Raw genomic sequence first — 25,262 nt, forward strand, 5'->3', positions numbered from 1 at the left:
TGGCGCTGGCGGCCCTGCTGGGTCTGTTCGCGGGGTGGTTGATCTGGGGCCGCGCGCCCAAGGGTGATTGAGCGCGCGACGGAATTCCGGGCCGGCCTCGCCGGATCAGGGCTGCGCGAAACGGGCGCGCGCGCCGCGTTCGATCGCCGCCGCGTGCAGACGGTCGAGATCCAGCTCGAAGCGCATTTCCTCGAGCATCCGCAGCTCGGTCTGGCGCAACTGGCCGTCCGATGCCGCCACGTCGCACGAGAGCGCATAGGCGGTCTCGAACAGCCGTGGGGGCAGATTTTCACGGATCAGCCCGAACAGCGCGTCGAGCCCGTCCTCTTCTTCCATCAGGTCGAACACGGTCTGCGAGACGATCTTGATGCGGTCGGCGTCATAGCCCGAAAAGACCGGCAGATGCGCCACGATCTGTTCGATGGCCAGCAATTCCTCGGTGCGGATCGCACTGTCGGCGACAGAAGCCATGAGCATGACCGCCACAAGGCAGTCCTGCGGGGACAAGGAAGAGGGAATGTCGGTCATGGCGCGTCCTGTAGTGGTTCGGGTGCAGAATATTGACTGGAACCGGGCCGGGCAATAGGAAGCCCGGGTTCAGATGGGCCGCAGGTGCGCGCCCGACAACACGAAAGAGCGAGACATGACTTCTCTGCGCGATGCTGCGATGACTTCCAAGGCCTGGCCCTTCGAAGAGGCCCGCCGCCTGCTGAAACGCTACGAGAAGAAGGCGCCTGAAAAGGGCCATGTGCTGTTCGAGACGGGCTATGGCCCCTCGGGCCTGCCGCATATCGGCACGTTCGGCGAGGTTGCGCGCACGACGATGATCCGCCGTGCCTTCGAGGTGATCTCGGACATCCCCACCCGGCTGATCTGTTTCTCGGACGATATGGACGGGATGCGCAAAGTGCCGGAAAACGTGCCTCAGCAGGATCTGCTGAAGGCCAATATCCAGAAACCCCTGACCGCGGTCCCTGATCCGTTCGGCGAGTATGAGAGCTTCGGGCACCACAACAACGCCATGCTGCGGCGGTTCCTCGATACGTTCGGGTTCGAATACGAATTCTACTCGGCCACCGATTTCTACAAGACCGGCCAGTTCGACGCGGTTCTGCTGCGCGCCTGCGAGCGCTATGACGACATCATGGCCGTCATGCTGAAATCGCTGCGCGAAGAGCGTCAGCAGACCTATTCCTGCTTCCTGCCGATCCACCCCGAAACCGGACGGGTTCTCTACGTGCCGATGAAAGAGGTGAACGCCAAGGACGGCACCATCACCTTCGACGATGAGGACGGGCGCGAATGGACGCTGCCGGTCACGGGCGGTCAGGTGAAGCTGCAATGGAAGCCCGATTTCGGCGCGCGCTGGGCCGCGCTGGATGTCGATTTCGAGATGTACGGCAAGGATCATAGCACCAACACGCCGATCTACGACAAGATCTGCGAGATCCTCGGCGGCAAGAAGCCCGAGCATTTCACCTATGAGCTGTTCCTCGACGAGAATGGCGAGAAGATCTCGAAATCCAAGGGCAACGGCCTGACGATCGACGAATGGCTGACTTATGCCTCGTCGGAAAGCCTGTCGTATTTCATGTTCCAGAAACCCAAGACCGCCAAGCGGTTGTGGTGGGATGTGATCCCCAAGGCGATGGACGAATATCACCAGCAGCTGCGCGCCTATCCCGGCCAGAGCGTCGAGCAGCAGCTGGCCAACCCGGTCTGGCATATCCATGGCGGCGACGTGCCTGAATCGGACATGGTGGTGCCGTTCTCGATGCTGCTCAACCTTGCCTCGGTCGCCGGGGCTCAGGATGCGGCGGGCCTGTGGGGCTTCATCAAGCGCTATGCGCCCGAAGCCACGCCGCAGACGCATCCGCAGCTCGATCAGGCGGCCGGCTACGCGGTGCGGTATTTCAACGATTTCGTGGCGCCCAAGCGGGTGTTCCGCCTGCCCACCGACTCAGAGCGCGCGGCGATGGAAGATCTGGCGGCGCGGCTGCGGGTCTGGGATGGCGGTCTCGATGCCGAGGCGCTGCAATCCGAGGTCTTCGCCGTCGGCAAGGCGCATGGGTTCGAGAACCTGCGCCAATGGTTCCAAGCGCTCTACGAGGTGCTGCTGGGCCAGAGCCAGGGTCCGCGCTTTGGCGGGTTCATCGCGCTTTATGGCGTGTCCGAGACGGTAGCGCTGATCGACAAGGCTTTGTCGGGCGAGCTGGTGGCCTGAGGTCTGACTGTTTTTCACTGCAGCGCCCCCGCAGGTTTCTGCGGGGGCGTTTGCGTTTTACGCCGGACGCCTGCGTGCTAAGCCGCGTGCATGACAGATCAGCCCGCCTACGCCCCGCTCAACACCCTGAAACCCGTGGCCGACGATATCTGGATCGTCGACGGCCCGGTGATCCGGTTTTATGGCTTGCCGTTCACCACGCGGATGACGGTGATCCGGTTGCCCGATGGCGGGCTGTGGGTGCATTCGCCGGTGGCGATCGAAGCGGGGCTGATGGTCGAGATCGACGCGCTGGGGCCCGTGCGCCACCTGATCGCGCCGAACTGGATCCATTACGCCTATGTGTCGGACTGGCAGGCGCGCTATCCCGACGCGGTGACATGGGCCGCACCGGGTGTGCGCGAGCGGGCGCAGTCGCGGGGCAGGGCGTTGCGGATCGACCATCTGCTCGACAGCACGGCGCCGGATGACTGGGCCGGGGTGATCGATCAGGAACTGGTCGCGGGCAGCAGCATCCATCACGAGGTGGCGTTCTTCCACCGCCCCTCGCGCAGTCTGGTGCTGACCGATCTGATCGAGAATCTCGAGCGCCGGGCCGTGCCTGCCTGGCTGGTCCCGCTGCTGATGATGGCGGGCAATCTGGACCCCGACGGGAAGACCCCGCGCGATATGCAGAAGACCTTTCGCAAGGGCCGGGACGCAGCGCGGGCCTCGGTCCGGCGGATTGTCGGCTGGGCGCCCGAGCGGATCGTTCTGGCGCATGGCCGCTGGTACGCGCAGAATGGTGAGGCCGAGCTGAGGCGGGCGTTCCGCTGGATCCTATGACGGCGCAGGGCCGGGCAGGCTGAGCGTGCCGATCATCTGTTCCGACAGCTCGCGGATCAGTTTGCGGCGGAAGGTTTCGGCGAAATGCCGATGCGTGGGTGCGTATTCCACGAAAGCCCCCGGACCGTGGCGGACATACCGCTCGAACCACATGCGGATCGCGCTTTCATGCCCGCCGATGGCCAGCCCGTTGACGGTGATCTCGGAGAAATCCGTGTCGCGATAGACCACTTGCGGATGGGGACCGGCATTTGTCTGTCCGTCGCCCGACAGGTCCAGCGTTTGCCATGTGCATTCGGGCGCTGTCTCGAAGAGTGAATGCGCATAGGCCAGCGCCGGACCGACCGCAGTCAGGCTGTCATAGCGCCGCTCGCTCAGAACGATGCGCTGGGCGAGCCTGTCGATATCGGCGGCGCTTTCCAGCAGCGTCCAGTCCGCCAGCAGCCGCTGTTCGCGCAGCCCGGCCCATTCGAACACCGCCAGCGCCACCGGTTCGGGCGGATCGAGGATCAGGCGCCGGATCGTGGGATCGAACAGGGCGGCGACAATGCCGTCGATCTGGATCCGGTAATCCGCCGCGTCGACCGAGCGCGAGACGTCGAAACCCAGCGCCAGCGCGAGCCGACATGCCTGCGCGGGCAGGGGCAGGGTCAAAAGCGCGGCGATGATCGTGGCGCGGAACACACCCCGCCGCGCGCCGCCGGATCGAGGGATCAGCGAGCCAAGCGTCATGGCAGAAACTCTGCCACACAAGGGACGGGCTGTCGCGAATATTGGTTTTCTGTGATCCGGTCAGGCTGCCGCAGCGTAACCCATGTGACACAGGAGGTTGCCATGATCCGTTCCCGCCGACTTTCCCTGCTCATGCCGCTTGTGGCGCTTTGCTTGCTCGCCTTGCCCGTCGGCGCGCAGACCCGTACGCCGCCACAAGTGATTGACGCCCAGATCGACGCCTTTCGCGACGGTGATTTCGTCACCGCCTTCGGCTTCGCCTCGACCGAGTTGCGGGCGATCTTCGGCACGCCCGAGGTCTTCGGGCAGATGGTGCGGCAGGGTTATCCGATGGTGCTGGACCCTGCCGAGATCCGCTATCTCGATCAGGGAGAACGGGGCGGCGCATTGGTGCAACGCGTGCTGATCCTCGACCGCGACGGGCGCTCGTATTTGCTGGAATATCTGATGCGCGGCGCGGGCGAGGGGATGCGCATCGCGGGCGTCAGCATCCTGCCCGAAACCGGCACCGGGGTCTGACCGTCAGTATCGCCACAGCGTCCACCATTCGCCCCAGCGCGCGGCAAGTGCCTCGCCCGGCTCGGCCAGAAGCCGCCGGGCCAAGGGCGCGGCGCGATCCGTCAACGCGCGCGCCTGCTGTGTCGCCAGTGTGACGACCGGCGCGGCTTTCGGGTGGTCGGCCAGCCGTTCAGCCAACAACATCCGGTCGCGCGCATCGCCGAACAGCTCGCCCAGATCATCGGCGACCGCGCGATGCGGCGCGATCAGCCGTGGCCAGACGGGTTCCAGCAACGTGGCATGATACCAGTGGGTTTTCAGCCGCTTGCGGGCGGTGTGGAAGGCGTCCTCCCGTCCCGTTTCAAGCCATGCGTCCAGCGCCGCGCGCGCCTCATCGACACCGCGGGCAAGACCCGGCGCAACCAGGCCAAACCGGCGCGCGTCGAAGCGCCAGCCGGGCAGACGGGCGCGTATCTCTGCGATCAGCGCGCGGTGCCGGGCGAGGGCATCGTCGGGTGAAGGGCCCTCGGGCGTCAGTTGCCGCGCAAGGGCGTCGCGCAGCGCCTCGGCATGCGCGCGGGGCAGTGTGGCCTCGGCCGCGAGACGGTCGAAAAGCGCCAGCATCACGTCGCGGTCGCGCAGCGCCGAGACACTCTGCCCGGCCTTGCGCAGCGCGCGGTTCTCGCGCTTGTAGCCGCCGAAGCGGGGCCGGATCAGCCGCAGCAGCGCGCGGGTCTTCTTCGCATTTTTGCGCAGCTCGTGCAGACCCGCCGCGTCCACGTTCCCGGCATCGATCAGAGCCAGCGAGGCGTCGAGCCGCTTGCGCGCGATACGTTTGACGCCGCGCGCCGCATCGCGGTCGCTGCGTTTGAACCTGTAGGCCATACTTTCCTCTTTTGTGTCCGGCCGTCGCCTTCAATCTAGGCGGCTCGGCGTGGCGTGCAACGCGCGGTGGCCTCAAACCGGTTTAAGCGCGCCCTGATACCCCCCTGTCCCGGACAGGCCGTTTGCGCGGTCTGGCGTCGAGCATTTCTAGACAGGGGTCTGACATGAACAAGGCAGTGACCGAGGGGCTGATCCTGATGCCGCCTCCCTTCGCGGACGGACTGGGCGTGTGGTCGAGCGGCGACGGCACGCCCGGCTCGCCCACCTATGACGGTGCGGCGAACGCGGCCTTCGTGCCCTCGGACCCGGATTTCGAGGGCTGTCTGGAGCTGCTGAAGACCGACAGCACGCAAAAGCTGCGCTGGATGGGGCAGATGCCGGTGCTGAACGGGCTCTATCTACGCGTCACCGCGCGGGTGAAGGCGATGTCGGGGGCGCTGCCGAATGTGCGGATCGCGGGATTTGCGGCGAATGCCAATAACACGGCATATGGCGGCGTGGTGCTGAACGGGCCGGCCACCACGCTGACCACCTATGGCGAGATCGCCGAGGTCAGCGCGATCATCGCCACCGCCGCGCGCACCGGTGTCGACATGAACTGGCACGGCGTGCATCACGGCTTCGTCGGGCTGGATCTGACCGGGCCGAATGGCGGGATCGTGCGGGTCGACGACATCATCATCGAGGACGTCACCAGCTTCTGGCTACGCGAGATGATGGACTGGGTCGATGTGCGCGATTACGGCGCGGTAGGGAACGGCTCGACCGACGATTCCGCCGCTTTCGTCGCGGCGCGCAACGAAGCCGTTAATACCGGGCGCACGCTGCTGGTGTCCGAGGGGAACTTCTATATCGGCGACACGCTGACGCTGGAATGCCCGGTGCGGTTTCAGGGCACGCTGTCGATGCCCGCGGCGGCGCGGCTGCAGATGACGAAGAATTTTGACTTCCCCAGCTATGCCGCCGCTTTCGGCAGCGAGGGGCTGGGTCTGCGCAAGGGCTTGCAGGCGCTGTTCTGGTATACCGACCACGACACGTTTGATCTGAAGGGACGGCGGATCATCCTAGATGCGCCCATCGATCTGGCCGAGACCACGGGGCTGAATTACTACGCGATCCGCCGCGTGGTGCGCAACGGCCTGATCGAAGCCAACGACCTGTCGACATGGGACACGGTGACGGTCAATTCCCAGGCCACCTATTCGCCGGGACAGCCGACCACGCTGACCAATGTGGGCAACGTGGCCAACGTGCCGGTGGGCGCGCGGGTCTCGGGTTCGGGCGTCGGGCGCGAGGTCTATGTGCGCGCGCGCAATATCAGCGCGGGCACGCTGACGCTTAGCCAGCCGCTTTATGGCGCGGCGGGTACGCAATGGTACTCGTTCGAGCGGTTCCAGTACATTCTGGACATGTCGGGATTTGGCACGCTCGAACGCTTCGAACTGGCCGATATCGAGTTCCAGTGCAAGAACATCTGCTCGGCGCTGAACCTGTCGACGCAGGGGCCGATCTTCAGCCTGCGCAACTGCACCTTCAACCGCCCCAAGGACAAGGCGATCACCTCGATCGGGCGCGGCTGTCAGGGGATGCTGGTCGACAATTGCATCTTCCTGTCGTCGGAAGCCGCCGTGCGGTCGCAGGACCGGAACTCGGTCGCGATCAACGTCAATGCCAACGACGTCAAACTGCGCGCCAATCTGGTGCAGCGCTTCGGGCGTTTCGCGGTGATGGCGGGCACTTATCACCTGATCGAGAACAACCACTTCTATCACGGCGACAACGAGCAGAACGCGATCCGACAGGCCGGGATCGTTCTGACCTATCCCAATACCGTCACCTCGATCACGGGCAATTACGTCGATAACAGCTTCATCGAGCACACCAACGAATACGACCCGACGCCGAATTTCGGCAACGAGTACAGTTTCGGCGGGTTGTCGATCACCAACAACATCTTCCTCGTGTCGAACGTGATCTCTAGCTTCCGTTTCATCGTCATGAAGCCCTATGGCAGCGGCCATTTCGTCTCGGGGCAGGTGGTGACGGGCAACGTCTTCCGCACGGTCAACGCGACGCCGACACGCGCGGACGGGGTGAACACGACCCATGCCGATTTGAATTACGGGCTCTCTCGCAACGTGATCTGGCAGCACAACACCTATAACGGCATCCCGGTCCAGACCGAGAGCCCGATGACGATCCGCCACGATCAGAACTCGGCCGCGACCAACTGGACGATCTATACCGGCGGCAAGCTGCCCTATGGCGGTTATGCCCGCACGGTCAGCGCCCTTGTGATGGAGGGGCAGGCCAGAGGTCCGGCCAATGAGGTGCGCACCGGTATGCCCTATGTGAACGTCCAGCAGGGCGCCAACCGCAACGAGGTCCGGCTGATATGGCCCAGCACCACGCGCGGGCGGGCGGTGATCACCATTCGTGGCGATAACCCGCTCTGAGCAACCCGTGCAGCGCGAAGACCAAGGCCGGCACCCGAGGGGTGTCGGCCTTGTTTTGTTGGCGATAACGGCTGAGTCGGCAATGGCGCGAATCACGGGGCGCGCGGCTGACGTAACCTGTGGTTGTGTCGCGCGGGGACGGCATCGCGGTGAACGCTGCGTCAACCGGTCACGCACGCGTTGATCCGGGCACGCTTCACGGCTTTGTCAACGAGCGGCCTTGCTTTGACTTTTCCGCGATGCCCACGGTGCTGAAAAACATGGCGGAATTGCGGCCTGGTTTTTCGAAATTTACAAATTGCCACGTTCCGGGTTAACAAATTTACAAAAAATCCGTTGTTAAAAAAAGAGTTACCAAAAAATTGACCGATACGCTAAGATCCCGGCAGGAGTGAGGACGGCTGTTTCCGCGACGCATACCGCAGGGTCGGGTGCATCGGGGCGGCCCCAAGGCAGGAGGATCGCAGATGTCGGATCTGGCACAGGCGGGCGTGTACCCCGCGTCGGCGGATTTCACCCGGAAGGCGCATATTGACGCCGAGAAATACGAGGCGATGTATGCCGAGTCGGTCAGCAACCCCGAGGCCTTCTGGGCCGAGCACGGCAAGCGGATCGACTGGATCAAGCCCTATACCAAGGTGAAGAACACCACCTTCGATTTCGGCAAGGTCGATATCAAGTGGTTCGAGGACGGCGTGCTGAACGTTGCCTATAACTGCGTCGACCGCCATCTGGCGACGCGCGGCGATCAGACCGCGATTATCTTTGAACCCGACGATCCCAAGGATCCGGCGCAGCATATCACCTACAAAGAGCTGTCGGAAAACGTGAACCGGATGGCCAACGTTCTGCTGTCGCAGGGCGTGATGCGCGGCGACCGGGTGGTGATCTATCTGCCGATGATCCCGGAAGCTGCCTATGCGATGCTGGCCTGCGCTCGGATCGGCGCGATCCATTCGATCGTTTTCGCGGGCTTCTCGCCCGACGCGTTGGCCAACCGGATCAACGATTGCGGCGCCAAGCTGGTGATCACCGCCGATACCGCCCCGCGTGGCGGGCGCCGCACGGCGCTGAAATCGAATACCGACGCGGCGCTGCTGCACTGCTCGGACAAGGTGCGCTGCCTTGTCGTCAAACATACTGGCGATCAGACGAGCTGGATCGACGGCCGCGACGTGGACGTCAAATACCTGATGAAACACGCGTCGCCCGATTGTCCGCCGCGTCCGATGAATGCCGAGGATCCGCTGTTCATCCTGTACACCTCGGGCTCGACCGGCAAGCCGAAGGGCGTTGTGCATTCCTCGGGCGGGTATCTGGTCTATGCGGCGATGACGCATGAACTGACCTTCGATTACCACGAAGGCGACGTTTTCTGGTGCACCGCCGATGTGGGCTGGGTCACCGGCCACAGCTACATCATCTACGGGCCGCTGGCGAACGGGGCTACGACGCTGATGTTCGAAGGCGTGCCGACCTACCCGGATGCGGGCCGGTTCTGGGCCGTGTGTGAAAAGCACAAGGTCAACCAGTTCTACACCGCACCGACCGCGATCCGCGCGCTGATGGGGCAGGGGACGGAATGGGTCGAGAAATACGATCTGTCGTCGCTGAAACTGCTCGGCTCGGTCGGCGAGCCGATCAACCCCGAAGCGTGGAACTGGTACAACACCCATGTCGGCAAGGGGAATTGCCCGATCGTCGACACGTTCTGGCAGACCGAAACCGGCGGCCACATGCTGACGCCGCTTCCGGGCGCCATTCCGGCCAAACCCGGCTCGGCCACCAAGCCCTTCTTCGGTGTGAAGCCCGTGGTTCTGGATCCGACCAGCGCCGAGGAACAGAAGGACACCAAGGCCGAGGGCGTGCTGTGCATCGCCGATAGCTGGCCGGGCCAGATGCGCACCGTCTGGGGCGATCACGAGCGGTTCCAGGACACCTATTTCAGCCAGTACAAGGGTTATTACTTCACCGGCGACGGCTGCCAGCGCGACGAGGACGGTTATTACTGGATCACCGGGCGCGTCGACGACGTGATCAACGTCTCGGGCCACCGGATGGGCACGGCGGAAGTCGAAAGCGCGCTGGTCGCGCATGCCAAGGTCGCCGAGGCCGCGGTGGTGGGCTATCCGCACCCGGTCAAGGGGCAGGGCATCTACGCCTATGTCACGCTGATGAACGATATCGAGCCGTCGGAAGAGCTGCGCAAAGAGCTGGTGAAATGGGTCCGCACCGAGATCGGGCCGATCGCGTCGCCCGACCTGATCCAATGGGCGCCGGGTCTGCCGAAAACCCGCTCGGGCAAGATCATGCGCCGCATCCTGCGTAAGATCGCCGAGGACGATTTCGGCGCGCTGGGTGACACCTCGACGCTGGCCGATCCGTCGGTGGTCGAGGACCTGATCGACAACCGCATGAACAAGAGCTGACGGGGGCCGGGCGCATGAACGAGACGATGACCAAGACCGCCGTGCTGATCCTGCTGGGGCCTCCGGGCGCGGGCAAGGGCACGCAGGCCCGGATGCTGGAAGAGCGCTTCGGCCTCGTTCAGCTGTCGACGGGCGATCTGCTGCGCGCGGCGGTCGCCGCGGGCACCGAAGCGGGGCTGGCTGCCAAGTCGGTGATGGAGGCCGGCGGGCTTGTCTCGGACGAGATCGTGCTGGCGATCCTGAAGGACCGCATGGCCGAGCCCGACACCGCGCGGGGCGTGATCCTTGACGGTTTTCCCCGCACGCCGGGGCAGGCCGAGGCGCTGGACGCGCTGCTGGCCGAACAGGGCCTGAGCATCTCTGCCGCGATTTCGATGGAGGTCGATGACGCGGCGATGGTGACGCGGGTTTCGGGCCGCTACACCTGCGCCGCCTGCGGCGAGGGGTATCACGACAGCTTCAAGCAGCCGGCCAAGGCCGGGACCTGCGACAAATGCGGCAGCGGCGATTTCAAGCGCCGGGCCGATGACAATGCCGAGACGGTGGGGGCGCGTCTGACCGCCTATCACGCGTCCACGGCACCGCTGATCGCCTATTACGAGCAGCGCGGGGTTCTGCAACGCGTCGACGGCATGGGCGCCATCGACACGATCGCCGCCGATCTCGGCGCCATCGTGAAAGACGTCACGGACTGACCGCCGCCTTCCCCGCTCGCAAGCCGGGGACCGGAGGGACATTGACAGGCGGGCATCCCATGGCGGGGTGCCGGCAGGAGGAAAAACCGGGAGGACATCATGTCTGACAAATCGGCCAGTGCCTACTGGGCGGCGAATATTCGGCTGATCACCATCTGTCTGGTGATCTGGGCCGTCGCCTCCTTCGGGCTCGGTATTCTATTTCGCCCGCTGCTTTCGGGCATCGCCGTCGGGGGCACGGACCTCGGCTTCTGGTTTGCCCAGCAGGGCTCGATCCTGACCTTCCTGGTCCTGATCTTCTTCTATGCCGCGCGCATGAACAAGATCGACCGGGAATTCGGCGTCGACGAGCAGTAAGGGAGCGGGGGACATATGGATCAATTCACTCTCAACCTGATCGTGGTGGGGCTGTCATTCGCCCTCTACATCGGGATCGCGATCTGGGCCCGAGCCGGGTCCACGTCGGAATTCTACGCCGCCAACCGGGGCGTTCACCCGGTTCTCAACGGCATGGCCACCGCGGCCGACTGGATGTCGGCGGCCTCGTTCATCTCGATGGCCGGGATCATCGCCTTTGTCGGCTATGACAACTCGACCTACCTGATGGGCTGGACCGGCGGCTACGTGCTGCTGGCGCTGTTGCTCGCGCCTTACCTGCGCAAATTCGGCCGCTTCACGGTGCCGGATTTCATCGGCGACCGTTTCTACAGCCAGACCGCGCGTATCGTGTCGGTCATCGCGCTGCTCGTCATCTCGACCACCTACGTGATCGGCCAGATGGCCGGTGCCGGTGTCGCCTTCTCGCGCTTCCTCGAAGTGTCCAGCTCGACGGGTCTGTGGATCGCCTCGGCGGTGGTGTTCTGCTACGCCGTTCTCGGCGGCATGAAAGGCATCACCTATACGCAGGTCGCCCAGTATTGCGTGCTGATCGTCGCCTATACGATCCCGGCGATCTTTATCTCGCTGCAGCTGACCGGCACCTTCCTGCCGCAGATGGGCCTGTTCAGCGCCGATGCGTCCGGCACGCCGCTGCTGGCGCATCTTGACGGTCTGCTGACCGATCTGGGCTTCCGCGCCTATACCGAGCACCATTCGAACACGCTGGACATGGTGCTGTTCACCATGGCGCTGATGATCGGGACCGCGGGTCTGCCGCACGTCATCATCCGCTTCTTCACCGTGCCGAAAGTGTCGGATGCCCGTGCCTCGGCTGGCTGGGCGCTGGTGTTCATCGCGCTGCTCTACACCGTGGCTCCGGCTGTGGGGGCGATGGCGCGCTACAACATCACCACGCAGATGTGGCCCGATGGCGTGACCGGCGAGGCGGTGTCGCTCGAGACAATCGAGACCGGCGAGCAATACAACTGGATGCGCAACTGGCAGACCACCGGCCTGCTGGGCTGGGAAGACAAGAACGGCGACGGCCGGATCCAGTACTACAACGACGCCAGCGCGGACATGCAGGCGGTTGCCGCAGAGCGGGGCTGGAACGGCAACGAGCTGACCAACTTCAACCGCGATATCCTCGTGCTGGCCAACCCGGAAATCGCCGGTCTGCCGGGCTGGGTGATCGCGCTGATCGCGGCGGGCGGTCTGGCGGCGGCACTGTCCACGGCGGCGGGTCTGCTGTTGGCGATCTCGTCGGCGGTGTCGCATGACCTCATCAAGTCTGTGCTCAATCCGGGCATCAGCGAGAAAGGCGAAATGCTGGCCGCGCGGATCTCGATGGCGGTTGCCATCCTGATCGCGACGATCCTGGGCCTGAACCCTCCGGGCTTCGCGGCGCAGGTGGTTGCTATCGCCTTTGGTCTGGCAGCGGCCTCGCTGTTCCCGACGATCATGATGGGGATCTTCTCGAAGACCATGAACTCGGCCGGTGCGGTCGCGGGCATGCTGGTCGGCCTTGTCGTGGAGATGGTCTACATCTTCACCTATGTCGGCTGGTTCTTCATCCCGGGCACCAACATGCTGGCCAACAACGCCGATAACTGGCTGTTCGGTATCCAGCCGGCCTCGTTCGGTGTGGTCGCCGCGATCCTGAACTTCGTCGTGGCCTATGTCGTGCTTGCCATGACCAAGCCCGCCCCGGCAGAGATCCAGGATCTGGTGGAATCGATCCGCGTGCCGCGCGGCGCCGGTGTGGCCCAGTCGCACTGACCCCAGTCGCACTGAGCCAGACGGCAGGACACAATAGCGGGGGGCGCGGTCGTCGCGCCCCCTTTCCCCCCGCACCCCTTGCACCAGGTGTCACGATGGAACCGCAGATCGAGACGATCATCGCTTTCCTCGAAACGGTGCATCCTTATGACAGCCTGCCGCGCAACGAGCTGGTGCGAGTCGCCACTTCGTTCGGCCGCAGGGAATACCGCGCGGGCGACCCCATCTACGAAGCTGACGAGCCGCTGAAGGGCCTCTACCTGATCAAGCGCGGCTCGGTCGAAGTGACCGACCGCAACGGCGTGCTGGTCTCGATCCTGGGTCCGCGCAACACCTTCGGGGAGCGGGGCCTTCTGCGCGACGGTCTGGCGGTGACGACGGCGGCGGCGGTCGAGCCGTCGGTCGTGCTGCTGCTGCCCGAGGCCGAATGGCGCAGGCTGATCGCGGGCGTTCCGGCCTTCGAGAGGTTCTTCAACCGCTCGCGCCCGGCCGAGACGCGTGGCACCGATTTGTCGACGCTCAAGGTCTCGGACCTGATGGCGCGCATGCCCGTCACCCTGTCGCCCGAGGCCAATGTGACCGAGGCCGCGCGGATCATGCGCGACCAGCATATCAGCTCGATCGCTATCATGCGCGACGAGGCGCTGCTGGGTCTTGTCACCACGCGCGACCTGACCGAACGGGTGCTGGCCGCCGAATTGCCGGGCACGACGATGCTGGAACAGGTGATGACGCCCGATCCCATCACCCTGACGCCCGATGCGCTGGGCTCGGATATCCTGCACACGATGCTTGAGCGCGGGATCGGCCATGTGCCGGTGGTGCAGGACGGCAAGCTCAAGGGGATCATCACGCAGACCGACCTGACGCGGTTTCAGGCGGTCAGTTCGGCGCTGCTGGTCCGCGACGTGGCGGCCTGCGAAACCCCCGAGGAAATGGCCGAAGTCACCGCCCGCATCCCGCGCCTGCTGGTGCAGCTTGTGGCGGCGAACAACGCGCATGAAGTCGTCACCCGGCTGATCACCGACATCGCCGACACGGTGACGCGGCGGCTTCTGAAACTGGCCGAGGCGCAACTGGGCCCCGCGCCGGTGCCCTATCTGTGGCTCGCCTGCGGCAGTCAGGGACGGCAGGAACAGACCGGCGTTTCCGATCAGGACAATTGCCTGATCCTTGACGATGCCGTCACGCCCGGGGACCGGGACTATTTCAAGGCGCTCGCGCGCTTCGTCTGTGATGGGCTCAATACGGCGGGCTACGTCTATTGCCCCGGCGACATGATGGCCACGGCCGAGCGCTGGTGTCAGCCCAAATCCGTCTGGCGGCGCTATTTCCGCGGCTGGATCGACACGCCCAGCCCCGAGGCGCAGATGCTGGCCTCGGTCATGTTCGACCTGCGCCCGATCGGGGGCACTCCGGCGCTGTTTCGCGACCTGCAGGAAGAGACGCTGTCGCTGGCGTCAAAGAATTCGATCTTCGTGGCGCATATGATTTCCAACGCGCTGAAGCATCACCCGCCCTTGGGCCTGCTGCGCGGCTTCGCGACCGTGCGGTCGGGCGAGTACAAGAACCATATCGACATGAAGCATAACGGCGTCGTGCCGGTGACTGATATCGCCCGCGTCTATGCGCTGCGCGGCGAGCTGACCGAGGTCAACACCCGCGCGCGGATCGAAGCCGCCGAAGATGCGGGCGTCGTTTCGGTCTCGGGCGCGCGGGACCTGATCGAAGCCTATGACCTGATTGCCGCGCTGCGGCTGGAAAATCAGGCGGCTCTGGTCAAGGCGGGCAGAAAGCCCGACAATTACCTTGCGCCATCGGACCTGTCCGATTTCGAGCGCAGCCATCTGCGCGACGCGTTCGTCGTCGTGCGTACCATGCAATCGGCCCTGAGCCAGCGAAGCGGTGTGCTGGGGTGAGCGACGGAGACGCCTCATGCTGATCGACCTGATGGGAGCACTGGCGACGGGCTTCGGCCTGATGGGGCTGGTGCTGATGGTCAACCGGCTGGTCCTGCGCGGCGCGCTGGGGCGGTGGATCTATCCCGCCAGCGTCGCGGCGGGGATGATCCTGTACACGGTCTGGGCGGAATACACCTGGGCCGACCGCACGATCGACGCGCTGCCGCAGCTTACGCTGGTCTCCGAGGATGGCGACGCGGTGCCGTACCGGCCCTGGACCTATCTTTGGCCGCAAACCACGCGCATGGTTGCCATCGACCTGTCGCAGACGCGCACCCATCCGCAGCAGCCGGGGCTGGTGATGACCCGGATCGTGCTGATCGGGCGCTGGCAGCCGATGCGGGCGGTCACGGTGGTTTATGATTGCGCGGACCATCGCCGCGCCGATCTGCGCGAGGGCGTGGAACTGAATGCGGACGGGACGCTGGAAGGGGCGGACTGGACATCGCTTGATGCCGAAGATGCGGCCCTGCGCGCCGCCTGTTCGGTTGTGGAGGAGGAACCCGATGAGCAAGGCAGCGGAGCCTAAGCGAATCCTCGTCGTCGAGGACGAGGACAACATCGCCGTCGCGCTGGATTACCTGATGACGCGCGAAGGCTACAGCCAGCAGCGCATCGCCACCGGCGCCGGCGCCGTCGCGCTGATCCGCGAGACCCGGCCCGATCTGGTGCTTCTGGATGTGATGCTGCCCGAAGTGTCGGGCTACGAGATCTGTCAGGACGTACGCATGGACCCCTCGCTCAACGATGTGAAGATCCTGATGATGACCGCGCGCGGCTCGGCGATGGAGCGGCGCAAGGGGCTGGCGATGGGGGCCGATGGCTTCATCTCGAAACCCTTCGAGCTGAAGGCCCTGCGCGCCGAAGTGCGGCGCATCCTTGCCGGCGAGGCGCCCGGCGATCTGGAGGACGGCGCGCGCGGCGAGGCGCGCCATGCGTGACCGGCTGACGCTGCGGCTGCGGATCCTGTTGTTCTTCGCGCTGCTGGCGCTCGGTTCCATCGCGCTGGTCGCGGCGGGCCTGTGGGTCGCCGCGCGCGAGACGGGCTTTGGGGCGCTCGCCCCCGAAGTGGTGCAGGGCGCGCTGGTGGCGGGGTTTGGCATCGTCGGGCTGGTCGTCTGGGTCTGGTTCCTGTTCGACCACAATGTCGCACGCGCCATCGACGGGCTGGCCTCGGGGATCCGCGCGCGGGTCCATGCCGGGATCGAGCACGATCTTGCCGCCGAGGCCCGCGCCGCGCGCTATCTGGGCGATCTGGCCCCCGCCGCCGAGGCGGTGACGCGCTCGCTGATCGAGACGCGCAGCGCGCTGGCCGAAAGTGTCGCGCGCGAAACCACGCGGCTGGCGGCCGAGAAGTCGCGGCTGGAGACGCTTCTTGCCGATGTGCCGGTGGCGGTGCTGCTGTGCTCGGCCGAGCATCAGCTGGCTTTCTATAACGGGCAGGCGGTAGACATTCTGGGCGGCGGCACCGCGCCGGGGCTGGATCGAAAGCTGCTCGATTACCTGCGCGAGGGACCGATCCGCCATGCCTATGACCGGCTGGCGGGCGCGGGAGATCCCGACGCGGCCTCGGACCTGCTATGCGCGACGACCTCGGGCGGTCGGCTTCTGGCGGGGCGGATGCGGGTTCTTCGGCGGCGGGAAGAGGGTGTCGAGCCGGGCTACGTGCTGACCCTGCGCGATGTCACCGCCGATATCGCCGCGCATACCCGCCGAGACGCGCTGCTGAGCGAGATTTTCGACCGCGTACGGCGCCCGGCGGCCAATTTGCAGACGGTCATCGGCGTGTTGGCCGAGCTCGACAGCGCGGCGGAGATGCCCGACCTGTCTGCGGCCCTGCGCGCCGAGATCGAAACGCTGACGCGCGCGATCACCGAGCTGGGTGCGCGTTATGACGCGATCCAGTCGGATTGGCGGCCCTTGGTCAATACCCGCTCGGGCGATCTGCTCGACGGTCTGGCCGCACGGTTTCAGGCGCATGGCCTGCAGTTGGAAACCGAGAGCCTCGATCTGATCCTGCAGGTCGACGGATTCGAGATCATCGCCTTCTGGACATGGCTGGCCGATCATATCGCGGGCGAGGGGCTGGCGCGCCAGTTCCGCATCGTCATCGAAGAAGAGGACGGCCCGGGCGCGCTGATGCGGCTGTGCTGGCGGGGCGCGCCCTTGTCGGTGGGGCGGCTCGACGGCTGGCTGTCGGGCTCGCTGGGGCGCGATACCGGCGAGCTGACGGCGCGCGCGGTGCTGCAGACGCATGGCAGCGAGGCCTGGCCCGAAGCCTTCGACACCGGACATTCGGTGGTGATGCCGATCCGCTCGGTCCGGCGCGCGGGGCGACGGGTCGCACCGATCGCGCGCAAGGTGGTCTACGATTTCGAGCTGCTGGGCAAAGCACGCAACGCGGCGGTGGCCGAGACGCGGCTGGAAGACCTGACCTTCGTCGTCTTTGATACCGAGACCACGGGGCTCTCGCCGTCGAGCGACAGCATCGTCCAGATCGCGGCGGTGCGGGTGGTGAACGGTCGGCGGCTGGAGAACGAGGTGTTCGACACACTGGTCGATCCGAAACGCGCGATCCCGCCCTCGTCGACCGATGTGCACGGGATCACCGACAGCATGGTGGTGGGCGCGCCCGATATCGTCGAAGCCGGGCAGCGGTTTCACCATTTCGCCGAGGGCGCGGTGCTGATCGCGCATAATGCGCCGTTCGACATGGAATTCCTGCGCCGGCAGGAAGCCGAGATCGGGCGTGTCTTCGATCATCCGATCCTCGATACGGTGCTGTTGTCGGCGGTGCTGTTCGGCCAGCTTGAGCAGCATTCGCTGGATGCGCTGACCGCGCGGCTGGGGATCACCATCCCCGACGAGGCGCGCCATACCGCGCTGGGCGACGCGGTCGCCACCGCCGACGCTTTCCTGCGGCTGGTGCCGATGTTGAAGGCCCGGGGGCTGTCGACATTCGGGCAGGTCGTGGCCGAGATGCGCAAGCACGGGCGATTGCTGAAGGATCTGAACGGCTGACGGGTCGCCGTCGCGCAGGGGTGCGTGGAATCACGCACCCTACAGCCGCGCGCGGGGCGGGTTGCGTCCTGACTTGCCCGAAGCGGGGACAGGGCGGTAGCCTTTGCGGATGGATCACCACATCAATCCCGACCGCACCCGCTTTGCCCGTTTCAAGGACCTGCCACGCGATGCGCCGGTCGAGATGCTCAACCTTGTGCGGCTGCGCGACAGGGCGGTCTATGAGGACGGTGAAGATGCACCCGGCACCTTTACTGGCACCCTCACCGGCGCAGAGGCCTATGCCGCCTATGGCCGCGAGAGCGGACCTATCTTCAGGGCCTTGGGCGGGCGGATTCTCTGGAGCGGCGCGCCGCAGCTGATGCTCATCGGCCCCGAGGACGAGGCATGGGACATCGCCTTCATCGCAGCCTATCCCAGCGGGCAGGCCTTTATCGACATGATCCGCAACGCGGACTACCAGCGCGCGGCGCGTCATCGCACTGCGGCGGTCGTCGATTCGCGGCTGATCCGCATGGCGCCGGGGAAAAAGGGCGCGGGTTTTGGCTGAGGCGGATAAAACAAAGCCCCGCGCGGGCGGGGCTTTGTCGGCAAACTTGGGGCGCGCGCTCAGTCGTTCGACGCCGCCAGCGTGACGGCGGGCTTCGGCGCGGCCTTGTTCTTCCGCTCGGCATGGGTGTCCATGAAGCTGAACACCAGCGGGCGGATATTGTTGCGCCAGCTCGACCCCGCGAAGATGCCGTAATGGCCCGCGCCGGGTTCCAGATGCTGCGCCTTGTAGGCGTCGGGCAGGCCGGTCAGCAGGTCGAGCGCGGCAAGACACTGGCCGGGGGCCGAAATGTCGTCCTTGGCGCCCTCGACGATCATCGTCGCGACATTGGTGACCTTGCCGATATCGACGGTCTTTCCGTTCACCACGAATTCGTTCTTCGCGATTTCGCCGTTCTTGAAGATCCGCTCGACCGTCGAGAGGTAGAATTCGGCGGTCATGTCCATGACGGCGAGGTATTCATCGTAGAAGCGGTTGTGCTGGTCGCGCTCGCTGCCCTCGCCCCGGGCCTCGGTGGCGATCTTGTCCGAGAAGGCCTGCGCGTGGCGGTCGAGATTCATCGAAATGAAGCCCGCAAGCTGCAGAAGGCCGGGATAGACCTGACGGCCCACGCCCGCATATTTGAAGCCCACGCGCTGGATCGCCAGATGCTCGAGCTGACCCATCGTCACCCGGCGGCCGAAATCGGTGACTTCGGTCGCGGCGGCGTCGGGGTCGATCGGGCCGCCGATCAGCGTCAGGGTCAGGGGCTGCGCGTCGGGCTCTTCCTCAGCCAGCATGGCGGTGGCGGCCAGAGCCAGCGGCGCGGGTTGGCACACCGCGATCACATGCGTGTCGGGACCGAGGAATTTCATGAAATCGACGAGGTACTGGGTGTAATCCTCGATATCGAACTTGCCTTCCGAAACCGGGATGTCGCGCGCGTTATGCCAGTCGGTGATCCACAATTCCGCATCGGGCAGCAACGAGGCCACGGTCGAACGCAGCAGCGTCGCGTAATGGCCCGACATCGGCGCGCACAGCAGGATGCGGCGGCTTTTCTCGGGGCGGCCATTCACATTGAAACGGACGAGATCGCCGAACGGGCGCTTCATCTCGGTCTCAAGCTCGACAAGGTGGTCCTTGCCGTCTTCGCCGACCACGGTGCGGATGCCCCAGGCGGGCTTGGTAACCATGCGCGCAAAGCTGCGCTCGGTCACGCGGCCCCACGCTTCGACCATGTCGAACATCGGGTTCGACGTAAGGCCGAACACCGGATAGGATGCCATGGCACGGGCCGTTGCGCCGAGCCACTCGTTGGTGTTGCGCATCGTTTCCATGAGGTCGTACGTGGCCATTTGTCGCATGGGACTCTCCGTGATGTGACCGCTCACGCGCACAGATCGGCGGTTCCACCAAGGGCGCTGCCAGTCTATGCTGCAGTGCAGGAGTGTAGGGGGGAGGTTATTCAATGGCAACTTCTGAATGCGAAAATTCAGATAAACTGGACGCCTTGAATGAAAACTTGGCAAAGATTGAGACCCTGACACAACGTCTGATTGCTGCGTTTGCGAACAAGCAGCCGCAGCGTCCCGAGTTGCAGGCGCCGGATCCGTCGATCTATCTGCGCGCCGCGTCGGCCTATTGGAACGAGATGGTCAATCACCCCTCGAAGGTGATCGAGCAGCAGGTGGAATACTGGGGCAAGACGCTGAAGCATTTCGCCGAGGCGCAGGAAGCGCTCAAGCACGGTCAGCTTGTCGCGCCCGAGGATCATACGCCCGACGACAAGCGCTTCACCAACCCGCTGTGGAAGACGCATCCCTATTTTAACTACATCAAGCAGCAGTATTTGATGTCCTCGGATGCGATCGAGAAAGCGATCGAGGAGCTCGACACGCTGGATCCGCGCGAAAAGCGGCGGCTGGAATATTTCGGCAAGCAGATTATCGACATGATGGCGCCGACCAATTTCCTCGGCACCAACCCCGATGCGCTGATGCGCGCCGTCGAGACCGAGGGCGAGAGCCTTGTGAAAGGGCTTGAGAACCTCGTGCGCGATATCGAGGCCAATAACGGCGACCTGCTGGTGACGCTTGCCGACCGCGATGCGTTCAAGGTGGGCGGCAATATCGGCACCACCGAGGGCGAGGTCGTCTATCGCAACCGGATGTTCGAGCTGATCCAGTACAAGCCGACGACCGAGCAGGTGCACGAAACGCCGCTGATGATCTTCCCGCCCTGGATCAACAAGTTCTACATTCTGGATCTGAAGCCGCAAAACAGCCTGATCAAGTGGATCGTCGATCAGGGCTACACGCTGTTCGTGGTGAGCTGGGTCAATCCCGATGCCAATTATGCCGATGTCGGCATGGAGACCTATGTCGAAGAGGGCTATCTGGAAGCCGTCGCCAAGGTCAAAGAGATCTGCAAGGTCAAGCAGGTCAATGTCGTGGGCTATTGCATCGCCGGGACCACGCTGTCGCTGACCCTGTCGCTGATGCACAAGCGCAAGGACAAGTCGATCAAGTCGGCGACGTTCTTCACCACGCTCACCGATTTCTCGGATCAGGGCGAGGTCGGCGTGTTTCTCGAGAACGATTTCGTCGACGGGATCGAGGCCGAGGCGCAGGATAAGGGCTACCTGCCCAGCTATTACATGACGAAGACGTTCAGCTACCTGCGTTCGAACGATCTGATCTACGGACCGGCGATCCGCAGCTATATGATGGGCGAGGCACCGCCCGCCTTCGATCTGCTGTTCTGGAACGGTGACGGGACCAACCTGCCGGGCCGGATGGCGGTGGAATACCTGCGCGGGCTTTGCCAGCAGGACAAGCTGTGCACGAGCGGCTACGAGATGTTCGGCGAGACGCTGAAGATCGCGGATGTGAAAATTCCGCTCTGCGCCGTTGCCTGCGAAACCGACCATATCGCCGCGTGGCGGTCGAGCTTCCGGGGCGTGTCGAAGATGGGGTCGACCAACAAGACCTTCATCCTGTCGGAATCGGGCCATATCGCAGGGATCGTCAATCCGCCCTCGAAAAAGAAATACGGCCACTACACGTCGGAGCATCCGATCGACGGCGATCCCGACGCCTGGCGGGCCGACGCCGAGCGGCATGACGGCTCGTGGTGGCCGCGCTGGGAAGAGTGGCTGCGCAGCCGCTCGGGCAAGCTGATTTCCGCGCGTGAGGTGGCCGATTCGGGGCTTGGCGCCGCGCCGGGCAGCTATGTGCGCGCTAATCCGAACGCTACGTCAAGCACTTAGCAGAAAATGCTGCAGCGCAGCATATCACTCTTGATTTTCTGCGCTGCAGCATACATATTGTCTCTCAGATGCACGGGTCCGGTTGTTCGGGCCACGGACAAGGAGAGAACAAATGGCCAAGACCAACGATTTCAGCAAAGTCATGCAAGACATGATGGGCGCTTTCCCCGTCGACACCTCGGCGATGCAGGACGCGTTCAAGACCCAGGCTGCGATGGGCGAGAAAATGAGCAAGGTCGTGCTGGAAGCCGCCGAGAAATCGGCCGAAGTTTCGAGCAAGTGGACCAAGGACACCCTGGCGAAGATCGGCGAAGTGTCGACCGTCAAGGAAGAGCCCGCGGACTACGCCAAGGCCTATACCGATTTCGCCTCGGCTTCGGCTGAAATGGCTGCCGAGCACATGGCTGCCTTCGCCGATATCGCCAAGCGCGTGCAGATGGACACCGTCGAGCTGTGCCTCGCCGCTGGCAAGGACATGTCGGCCGACGCGACCGCTGCGATGCAGAAGGCGACCTCGGACATGACCGCCGCCGCGAAAAAAGCGTCGGAAGATGTCACCGCTGCCGCCAAGAAAGCCAGCGCGACCGCGAAATAATCCGTCTCGCGGGGATTGCCCCGCAGGAACGGCAGAATGTCCCCGGCTTTGTCGGGAACGGAAAAGGGCGGCCTTCGGGTCGCCCTTCTTCGTTTCCTGATGGAAATCCCTTCATTGATGCATGGAAATTCATCGAATTTCTGTCACGCAGCGAAGAAACCTGTTTTCCGAACGCGTTTCGGGGTCTAGGCTCGCTGCAATGCAATATCGACCCGAGGGAGCAACGGACGTGTCCGAGACTGATAAACCGCTTCTGATCAAGCGCTACGCGTCGCGTCGTCTCTACAACACCGAAAGCAGCGACTACGTCACACTGGAAGACATTGCCGGTTTCATCCGTGCCGGTCGCGAAGTGAAGATCGTGGACCTGAAGACCGGTGACGACCTGACGCGGCAATACCTGCTGCAGATCGTGGCCGAGCATGAGAGCCGGGGCGAAAATGTCCTGCCGCTCGATGTGCTGACCGATCTGGTGCGCAGCTATACCGCGCAGGCGCAAAGCGTCGTGCCGCAATTCCTGGCGATGTCGTTCGAGATGCTGAAAGACGGCCCGAAACTGGCCGAGCAGATGACCGCGATGAACCCGATGATGGCCCAGATGCAGAAGATGCCGGGCTTTGCCGAGATGCAGCGCCAGCAGCAGGCCTTCATGGAAAACATGATGGCGGGCTGGAAATCCATGCCCGGCGCGGCCCCGGGGGCCGAGGGCGAAAGCACCGGCGAAGCCGCCTCGGACGAAGAGGATCTGACCGCGATCCGCCGTCAGCTTGCCGCGCTGGAAGCCAAGCTGAGCAAGATGGGCAAGTAACGCCCGGGCGACGTGATACGAAAGGGGCCGGTCCGTGGGACCGGCCCTTTGCCGTTCAGCGCCGCCGCCGTCTGCCGCCTTCGCCCCCGCCGCCGGTATTGAAGCTGACATCGGGCAGCGTCACCACCGTGGACAGGTTGGGGAAGCTGTCGACGGCGTGCGGCATGGCCGAGGCATTGACGAAATGCTCTTGAAACCGGGGTTCGATGGCGGTTTCGACCTTGTGGATCCGCGTCACCTGCGTCTCGATCCCCGCCCGCGCGGCGATGTTGCACAAAGCGATCCGCGCGCCGGTGCCGGCGGCGTTGCCCGCGCTGGTGACCTTGTCCAGCGGGCAATCGGGGATCATTCCCAGCACCATCGCGTGTTTGGCGCTGATATGTGCACCGAAGGCCCCGGCCAGAACGATTTTCTCGACACGAACCGCGCCCATCTCGTCCATCAGCAGGCGCGCGCCCGCGTAAAGCGCCGATTTCGCAAGCTGAATCGCGCGGATATCGCTTTGCGTGACGGTGATGCGCGGCCCGTTCCGGGCGGTGCCGTCATGGATCAGGTAGCTATGCGTGCGGCCCTCGGGCTGGCAGCGGGCGGTGCCGGTCTGATCGGGCCCGCCGATCAGGCCCGCCGCGTCGACGATGCCTGCCATACGCATCTCGGCCACCGCCTCGATGATGCCCGAGCCGCAGATGCCGGTGATGCCCGTGCCCGCAATCGCCGTCTCGAAACCCTCATCGTCGGACCAAAGATCGCAGCCGATGACGCGGAAGCGGGGTTCCTTGGTTTCCGGGTTGATCTCGATCCGTTCGATGGCACCGGGCGCGGCGCGCTGGCCGCTGGAAATCTGCGCGCCTTCAAAGGCCGGGCCCGTCGGCGACGAGCAGGCCAGAACACGCGTCTTGTTGCCCAGCAGGATCTCGGCATTGGTGCCGACATCGACGATCAGTGTCAGGTCGTCTTGCTCCTGCGGGGCCTCCGACAGCGCGACGGCGGCGGCATCGGCGCCGACATGGCCGGCGATGCAGGGCAGGGTGTAAAGCCGGGCCTCGGGGTTGATGGCAGTCAGGTCCACGTCGCGTGCGGGCAGCGATAGCGACGACGAGGTCGCCAGCGCGAAGGGCGCCTGTCCCAGCTCGACCGGGTCGATGCCCAGAAACAGGTGGTGCATCACGGGATTGCAGACGACGACCGTCTCCATGATCGCTTGCGGCGGGACCTTGGCGTCTTCGGCCACCGAGACTGCCAGCGCGTTGATCGCGGCGCGCACGGCCTTCGTCATCTCGACATCGCCGCCGGGATTCATCATCGCGTAGGAAACCCGGCTCATCAGATCCTCGCCGAAGCGGATCTGCGGGTTCATCATCCCGCCCGAGGCCAGCACCTCGCCATTGCGCAGATCGCACAGATGCGCGGCGATCGTGGTCGATCCCAGATCAATCGCCAGTCCCGCCAGGGCGCCTTCGTAGAGGCCGGGGAAGATGTCGAGAATCCGCGTGGCGCCGCCATGGTGATCGCGGAAGGCGGCGATGGTTACGCCCCAGTTTCCCTTGCGCAGAACGACCTGCAGCTTGCGCAAAACGGCGGGGCCGGCCTCGATCCGGTCGATATCCCATTGCGCCTGCAGCGCCTGCGCCAGCCGTTCCAGATCGCCCGACGGCTCATGCATGTCGGGCTCGGCCACTTCGACGTAGAAGAGCCGCGTGGCAGGGTCCATTTTGACCGCGCGGATACTGGCCGCCTTGCGCACGACCTGACGGTGAAGCTGGCTCTCGGGCGGGACGTCGATCACCACGTCGCCCATGATCTTCGCCTGACAACCCAGACGACGGCCGTCGATCAGCCCGCGCTTGTCCTTGTAACGCTGCTCGACGGCGTTCCACTCGCTCAGCGCGTCGGCAGACACCGTCACGCCATGCTTGGGGAAGGACCCGACGCCCGGCGTGATCTGGCATTTCGAGCAGATGCCGCGCCCGCCGCAGACCGAATCCAGATCGACGCCCAGCTGGCGCGCGGCGGTCAGAACCGGCGTTCCGTGGGCGAAGCGGCCCCGCTTGCCCGAGGGCGTGAAAATCACCAGCGCGTCGCTTGTCATGGCTGTCCCGTCCTTTGCCGTCGCGCGCCACCATAACCTGCCCGCCTGCGGCGAAAAGAGAGAAGGCGACCAGCGGCTGCGGGAAAG

At 64.6% G+C, this 25,262-nt stretch carries 21 protein-coding genes; 16 read left to right on the forward strand and 5 right to left on the reverse strand.

All coding sequences use genetic code 11. The features are described 5' to 3' along the window. Positions 1-105 precede the first annotated feature (105 nt). The gene (locus tag JI664_RS10345; RefSeq protein WP_207013676.1) at positions 106-528 is read right to left on the reverse strand and encodes a tellurite resistance TerB family protein; all 423 of its coding nucleotides are present in this window, start codon (positions 526-528) and stop codon (positions 106-108) included. 115 nt (positions 529-643) lie between these two features. On the opposite strand from JI664_RS10345, the gene JI664_RS10350 reads away from it, so the two are divergent. Next, positions 644-2,224, forward strand: a complete 1,581-nt coding sequence (locus JI664_RS10350; RefSeq protein ID WP_207013677.1) for a lysine--tRNA ligase — start codon at positions 644-646, stop codon at positions 2,222-2,224. Between the two features lie 90 nt (positions 2,225-2,314). Continuing rightward, positions 2,315-3,049 carry a DUF4336 domain-containing protein gene (locus JI664_RS10355; protein ID WP_207013678.1) on the forward strand — a complete coding sequence of 245 codons (735 nt, stop codon included), beginning with the start codon at positions 2,315-2,317 and terminating at the stop codon, positions 3,047-3,049. Here JI664_RS10355 and JI664_RS10360 read toward each other — a convergent pair. Then, the gene (locus tag JI664_RS10360) at positions 3,044-3,781 is read right to left on the reverse strand and encodes a DUF1194 domain-containing protein (RefSeq protein WP_207013679.1); all 738 of its coding nucleotides are present in this window, start codon (positions 3,779-3,781) and stop codon (positions 3,044-3,046) included. The genes JI664_RS10355 and JI664_RS10360 overlap by 6 nt on opposite strands. 102 nt (positions 3,782-3,883) lie before the next feature. On the opposite strand from JI664_RS10360, the gene JI664_RS10365 reads away from it, so the two are divergent. Then, entirely contained in the window at positions 3,884-4,300 is a 417-nt protein-coding gene (locus tag JI664_RS10365; protein WP_207013680.1) for a DUF4864 domain-containing protein, read from the forward strand. 3 nt (positions 4,301-4,303) lie between these two features. Here the strand turns inward: JI664_RS10365 and JI664_RS10370 are convergent, their stop codons facing one another. Next, positions 4,304-5,164 (reverse strand): CHAD domain-containing protein, encoded by an 861-nt coding sequence (locus JI664_RS10370; RefSeq protein WP_207013681.1) that lies wholly within the window; start codon positions 5,162-5,164, stop codon positions 4,304-4,306. A 164-nt stretch (positions 5,165-5,328) separates the two neighbouring features. Here JI664_RS10370 and JI664_RS10375 point away from each other — a divergent pair, with 164 nt between their 5' ends. From JI664_RS10375 to JI664_RS10420, 10 genes are all read left to right on the forward strand, one after another. Then, positions 5,329-7,620 carry a glycosyl hydrolase family 28-related protein gene (locus tag JI664_RS10375; protein WP_207013682.1) on the forward strand — a complete coding sequence of 764 codons (2,292 nt, stop codon included), beginning with the start codon at positions 5,329-5,331 and terminating at the stop codon, positions 7,618-7,620. A gap of 467 nt (positions 7,621-8,087) precedes the next feature. After that, positions 8,088-10,049, forward strand: coding sequence for an acetate--CoA ligase (acs, locus tag JI664_RS10380; RefSeq protein ID WP_207013683.1), 1,962 nt, complete (start codon positions 8,088-8,090; stop codon positions 10,047-10,049). A 14-nt stretch (positions 10,050-10,063) separates the two neighbouring features. Then, on the forward strand, positions 10,064-10,744 hold the full coding sequence (locus JI664_RS10385) for an adenylate kinase (RefSeq protein WP_207013684.1): 681 nt from the start codon (positions 10,064-10,066) through the stop codon (positions 10,742-10,744). A gap of 99 nt (positions 10,745-10,843) precedes the next feature. Next, positions 10,844-11,101: a DUF4212 domain-containing protein gene (locus JI664_RS10390; RefSeq protein ID WP_207013685.1), complete on the forward strand. Its 258-nt coding sequence runs from the start codon at positions 10,844-10,846 to the stop codon at positions 11,099-11,101. A 15-nt stretch (positions 11,102-11,116) separates the two neighbouring features. Continuing rightward, the gene (locus JI664_RS10395) at positions 11,117-12,901 is read left to right on the forward strand and encodes a sodium:solute symporter family protein (protein WP_207013686.1); all 1,785 of its coding nucleotides are present in this window, start codon (positions 11,117-11,119) and stop codon (positions 12,899-12,901) included. Between the two features lie 95 nt (positions 12,902-12,996). Further along, complete coding sequence (locus JI664_RS10400) at positions 12,997-14,820, forward strand: putative nucleotidyltransferase substrate binding domain-containing protein (protein ID WP_207013687.1); 1,824 nt, start codon at positions 12,997-12,999, stop codon at positions 14,818-14,820. Between the two features lie 16 nt (positions 14,821-14,836). Continuing rightward, a complete protein-coding gene (locus JI664_RS10405; protein ID WP_207013688.1) occupies positions 14,837-15,391 on the forward strand; it encodes a hypothetical protein in 555 nt (184 codons plus the stop codon). Next, positions 15,369-15,803, forward strand: coding sequence for a response regulator transcription factor (locus JI664_RS10410; protein WP_207013689.1), 435 nt, complete (start codon positions 15,369-15,371; stop codon positions 15,801-15,803). Before JI664_RS10405 ends, JI664_RS10410 begins: the two co-directional genes overlap by 23 nt. Next, on the forward strand, positions 15,796-17,883 hold the full coding sequence (locus tag JI664_RS10415) for a 3'-5' exonuclease (protein ID WP_207013690.1): 2,088 nt from the start codon (positions 15,796-15,798) through the stop codon (positions 17,881-17,883). The genes JI664_RS10410 and JI664_RS10415 overlap by 8 nt, the downstream gene beginning before the upstream one ends. Positions 17,884-17,992: 109 nt before the next feature. Continuing rightward, complete coding sequence (locus JI664_RS10420; protein WP_207013691.1) at positions 17,993-18,433, forward strand: DUF1330 domain-containing protein; 441 nt, start codon at positions 17,993-17,995, stop codon at positions 18,431-18,433. A 59-nt stretch (positions 18,434-18,492) separates the two neighbouring features. Here the strand turns inward: JI664_RS10420 and phaZ are convergent, their stop codons facing one another. Further along, positions 18,493-19,779 carry a polyhydroxyalkanoate depolymerase gene (gene phaZ, locus JI664_RS10425; RefSeq protein ID WP_207013692.1) on the reverse strand — a complete coding sequence of 429 codons (1,287 nt, stop codon included), beginning with the start codon at positions 19,777-19,779 and terminating at the stop codon, positions 18,493-18,495. A 104-nt stretch (positions 19,780-19,883) separates the two neighbouring features. Between phaZ and JI664_RS10430 the strand changes: the two genes are divergently transcribed. The 3 genes from JI664_RS10430 to phaR all read left to right on the forward strand — a co-directional run bounded on the left by JI664_RS10430 (position 19,884) and on the right by phaR (position 23,086). Next, a complete protein-coding gene (locus tag JI664_RS10430) occupies positions 19,884-21,683 on the forward strand; it encodes a PHA/PHB synthase family protein (RefSeq protein WP_207013693.1) in 1,800 nt (599 codons plus the stop codon). A 112-nt stretch (positions 21,684-21,795) separates the two neighbouring features. Continuing rightward, on the forward strand, positions 21,796-22,278 hold the full coding sequence (locus JI664_RS10435) for a phasin family protein (protein WP_207013694.1): 483 nt from the start codon (positions 21,796-21,798) through the stop codon (positions 22,276-22,278). A gap of 229 nt (positions 22,279-22,507) precedes the next feature. Continuing rightward, complete coding sequence (gene phaR, locus JI664_RS10440) at positions 22,508-23,086, forward strand: polyhydroxyalkanoate synthesis repressor PhaR (RefSeq protein ID WP_207013695.1); 579 nt, start codon at positions 22,508-22,510, stop codon at positions 23,084-23,086. 55 nt (positions 23,087-23,141) lie between these two features. Here phaR and JI664_RS10445 read toward each other — a convergent pair whose 3' ends face one another. Next, entirely contained in the window at positions 23,142-25,175 is a 2,034-nt protein-coding gene (locus tag JI664_RS10445) for an ASKHA domain-containing protein (RefSeq protein ID WP_207013696.1), read from the reverse strand. Positions 25,176-25,262: the final 87 nt, after the last annotated feature.

The sequence above is a fragment of the Rhodobacter sp. NTK016B genome (assembly GCF_017303295.1).
Lineage (GTDB): Bacteria > Pseudomonadota > Alphaproteobacteria > Rhodobacterales > Rhodobacteraceae > Pararhodobacter.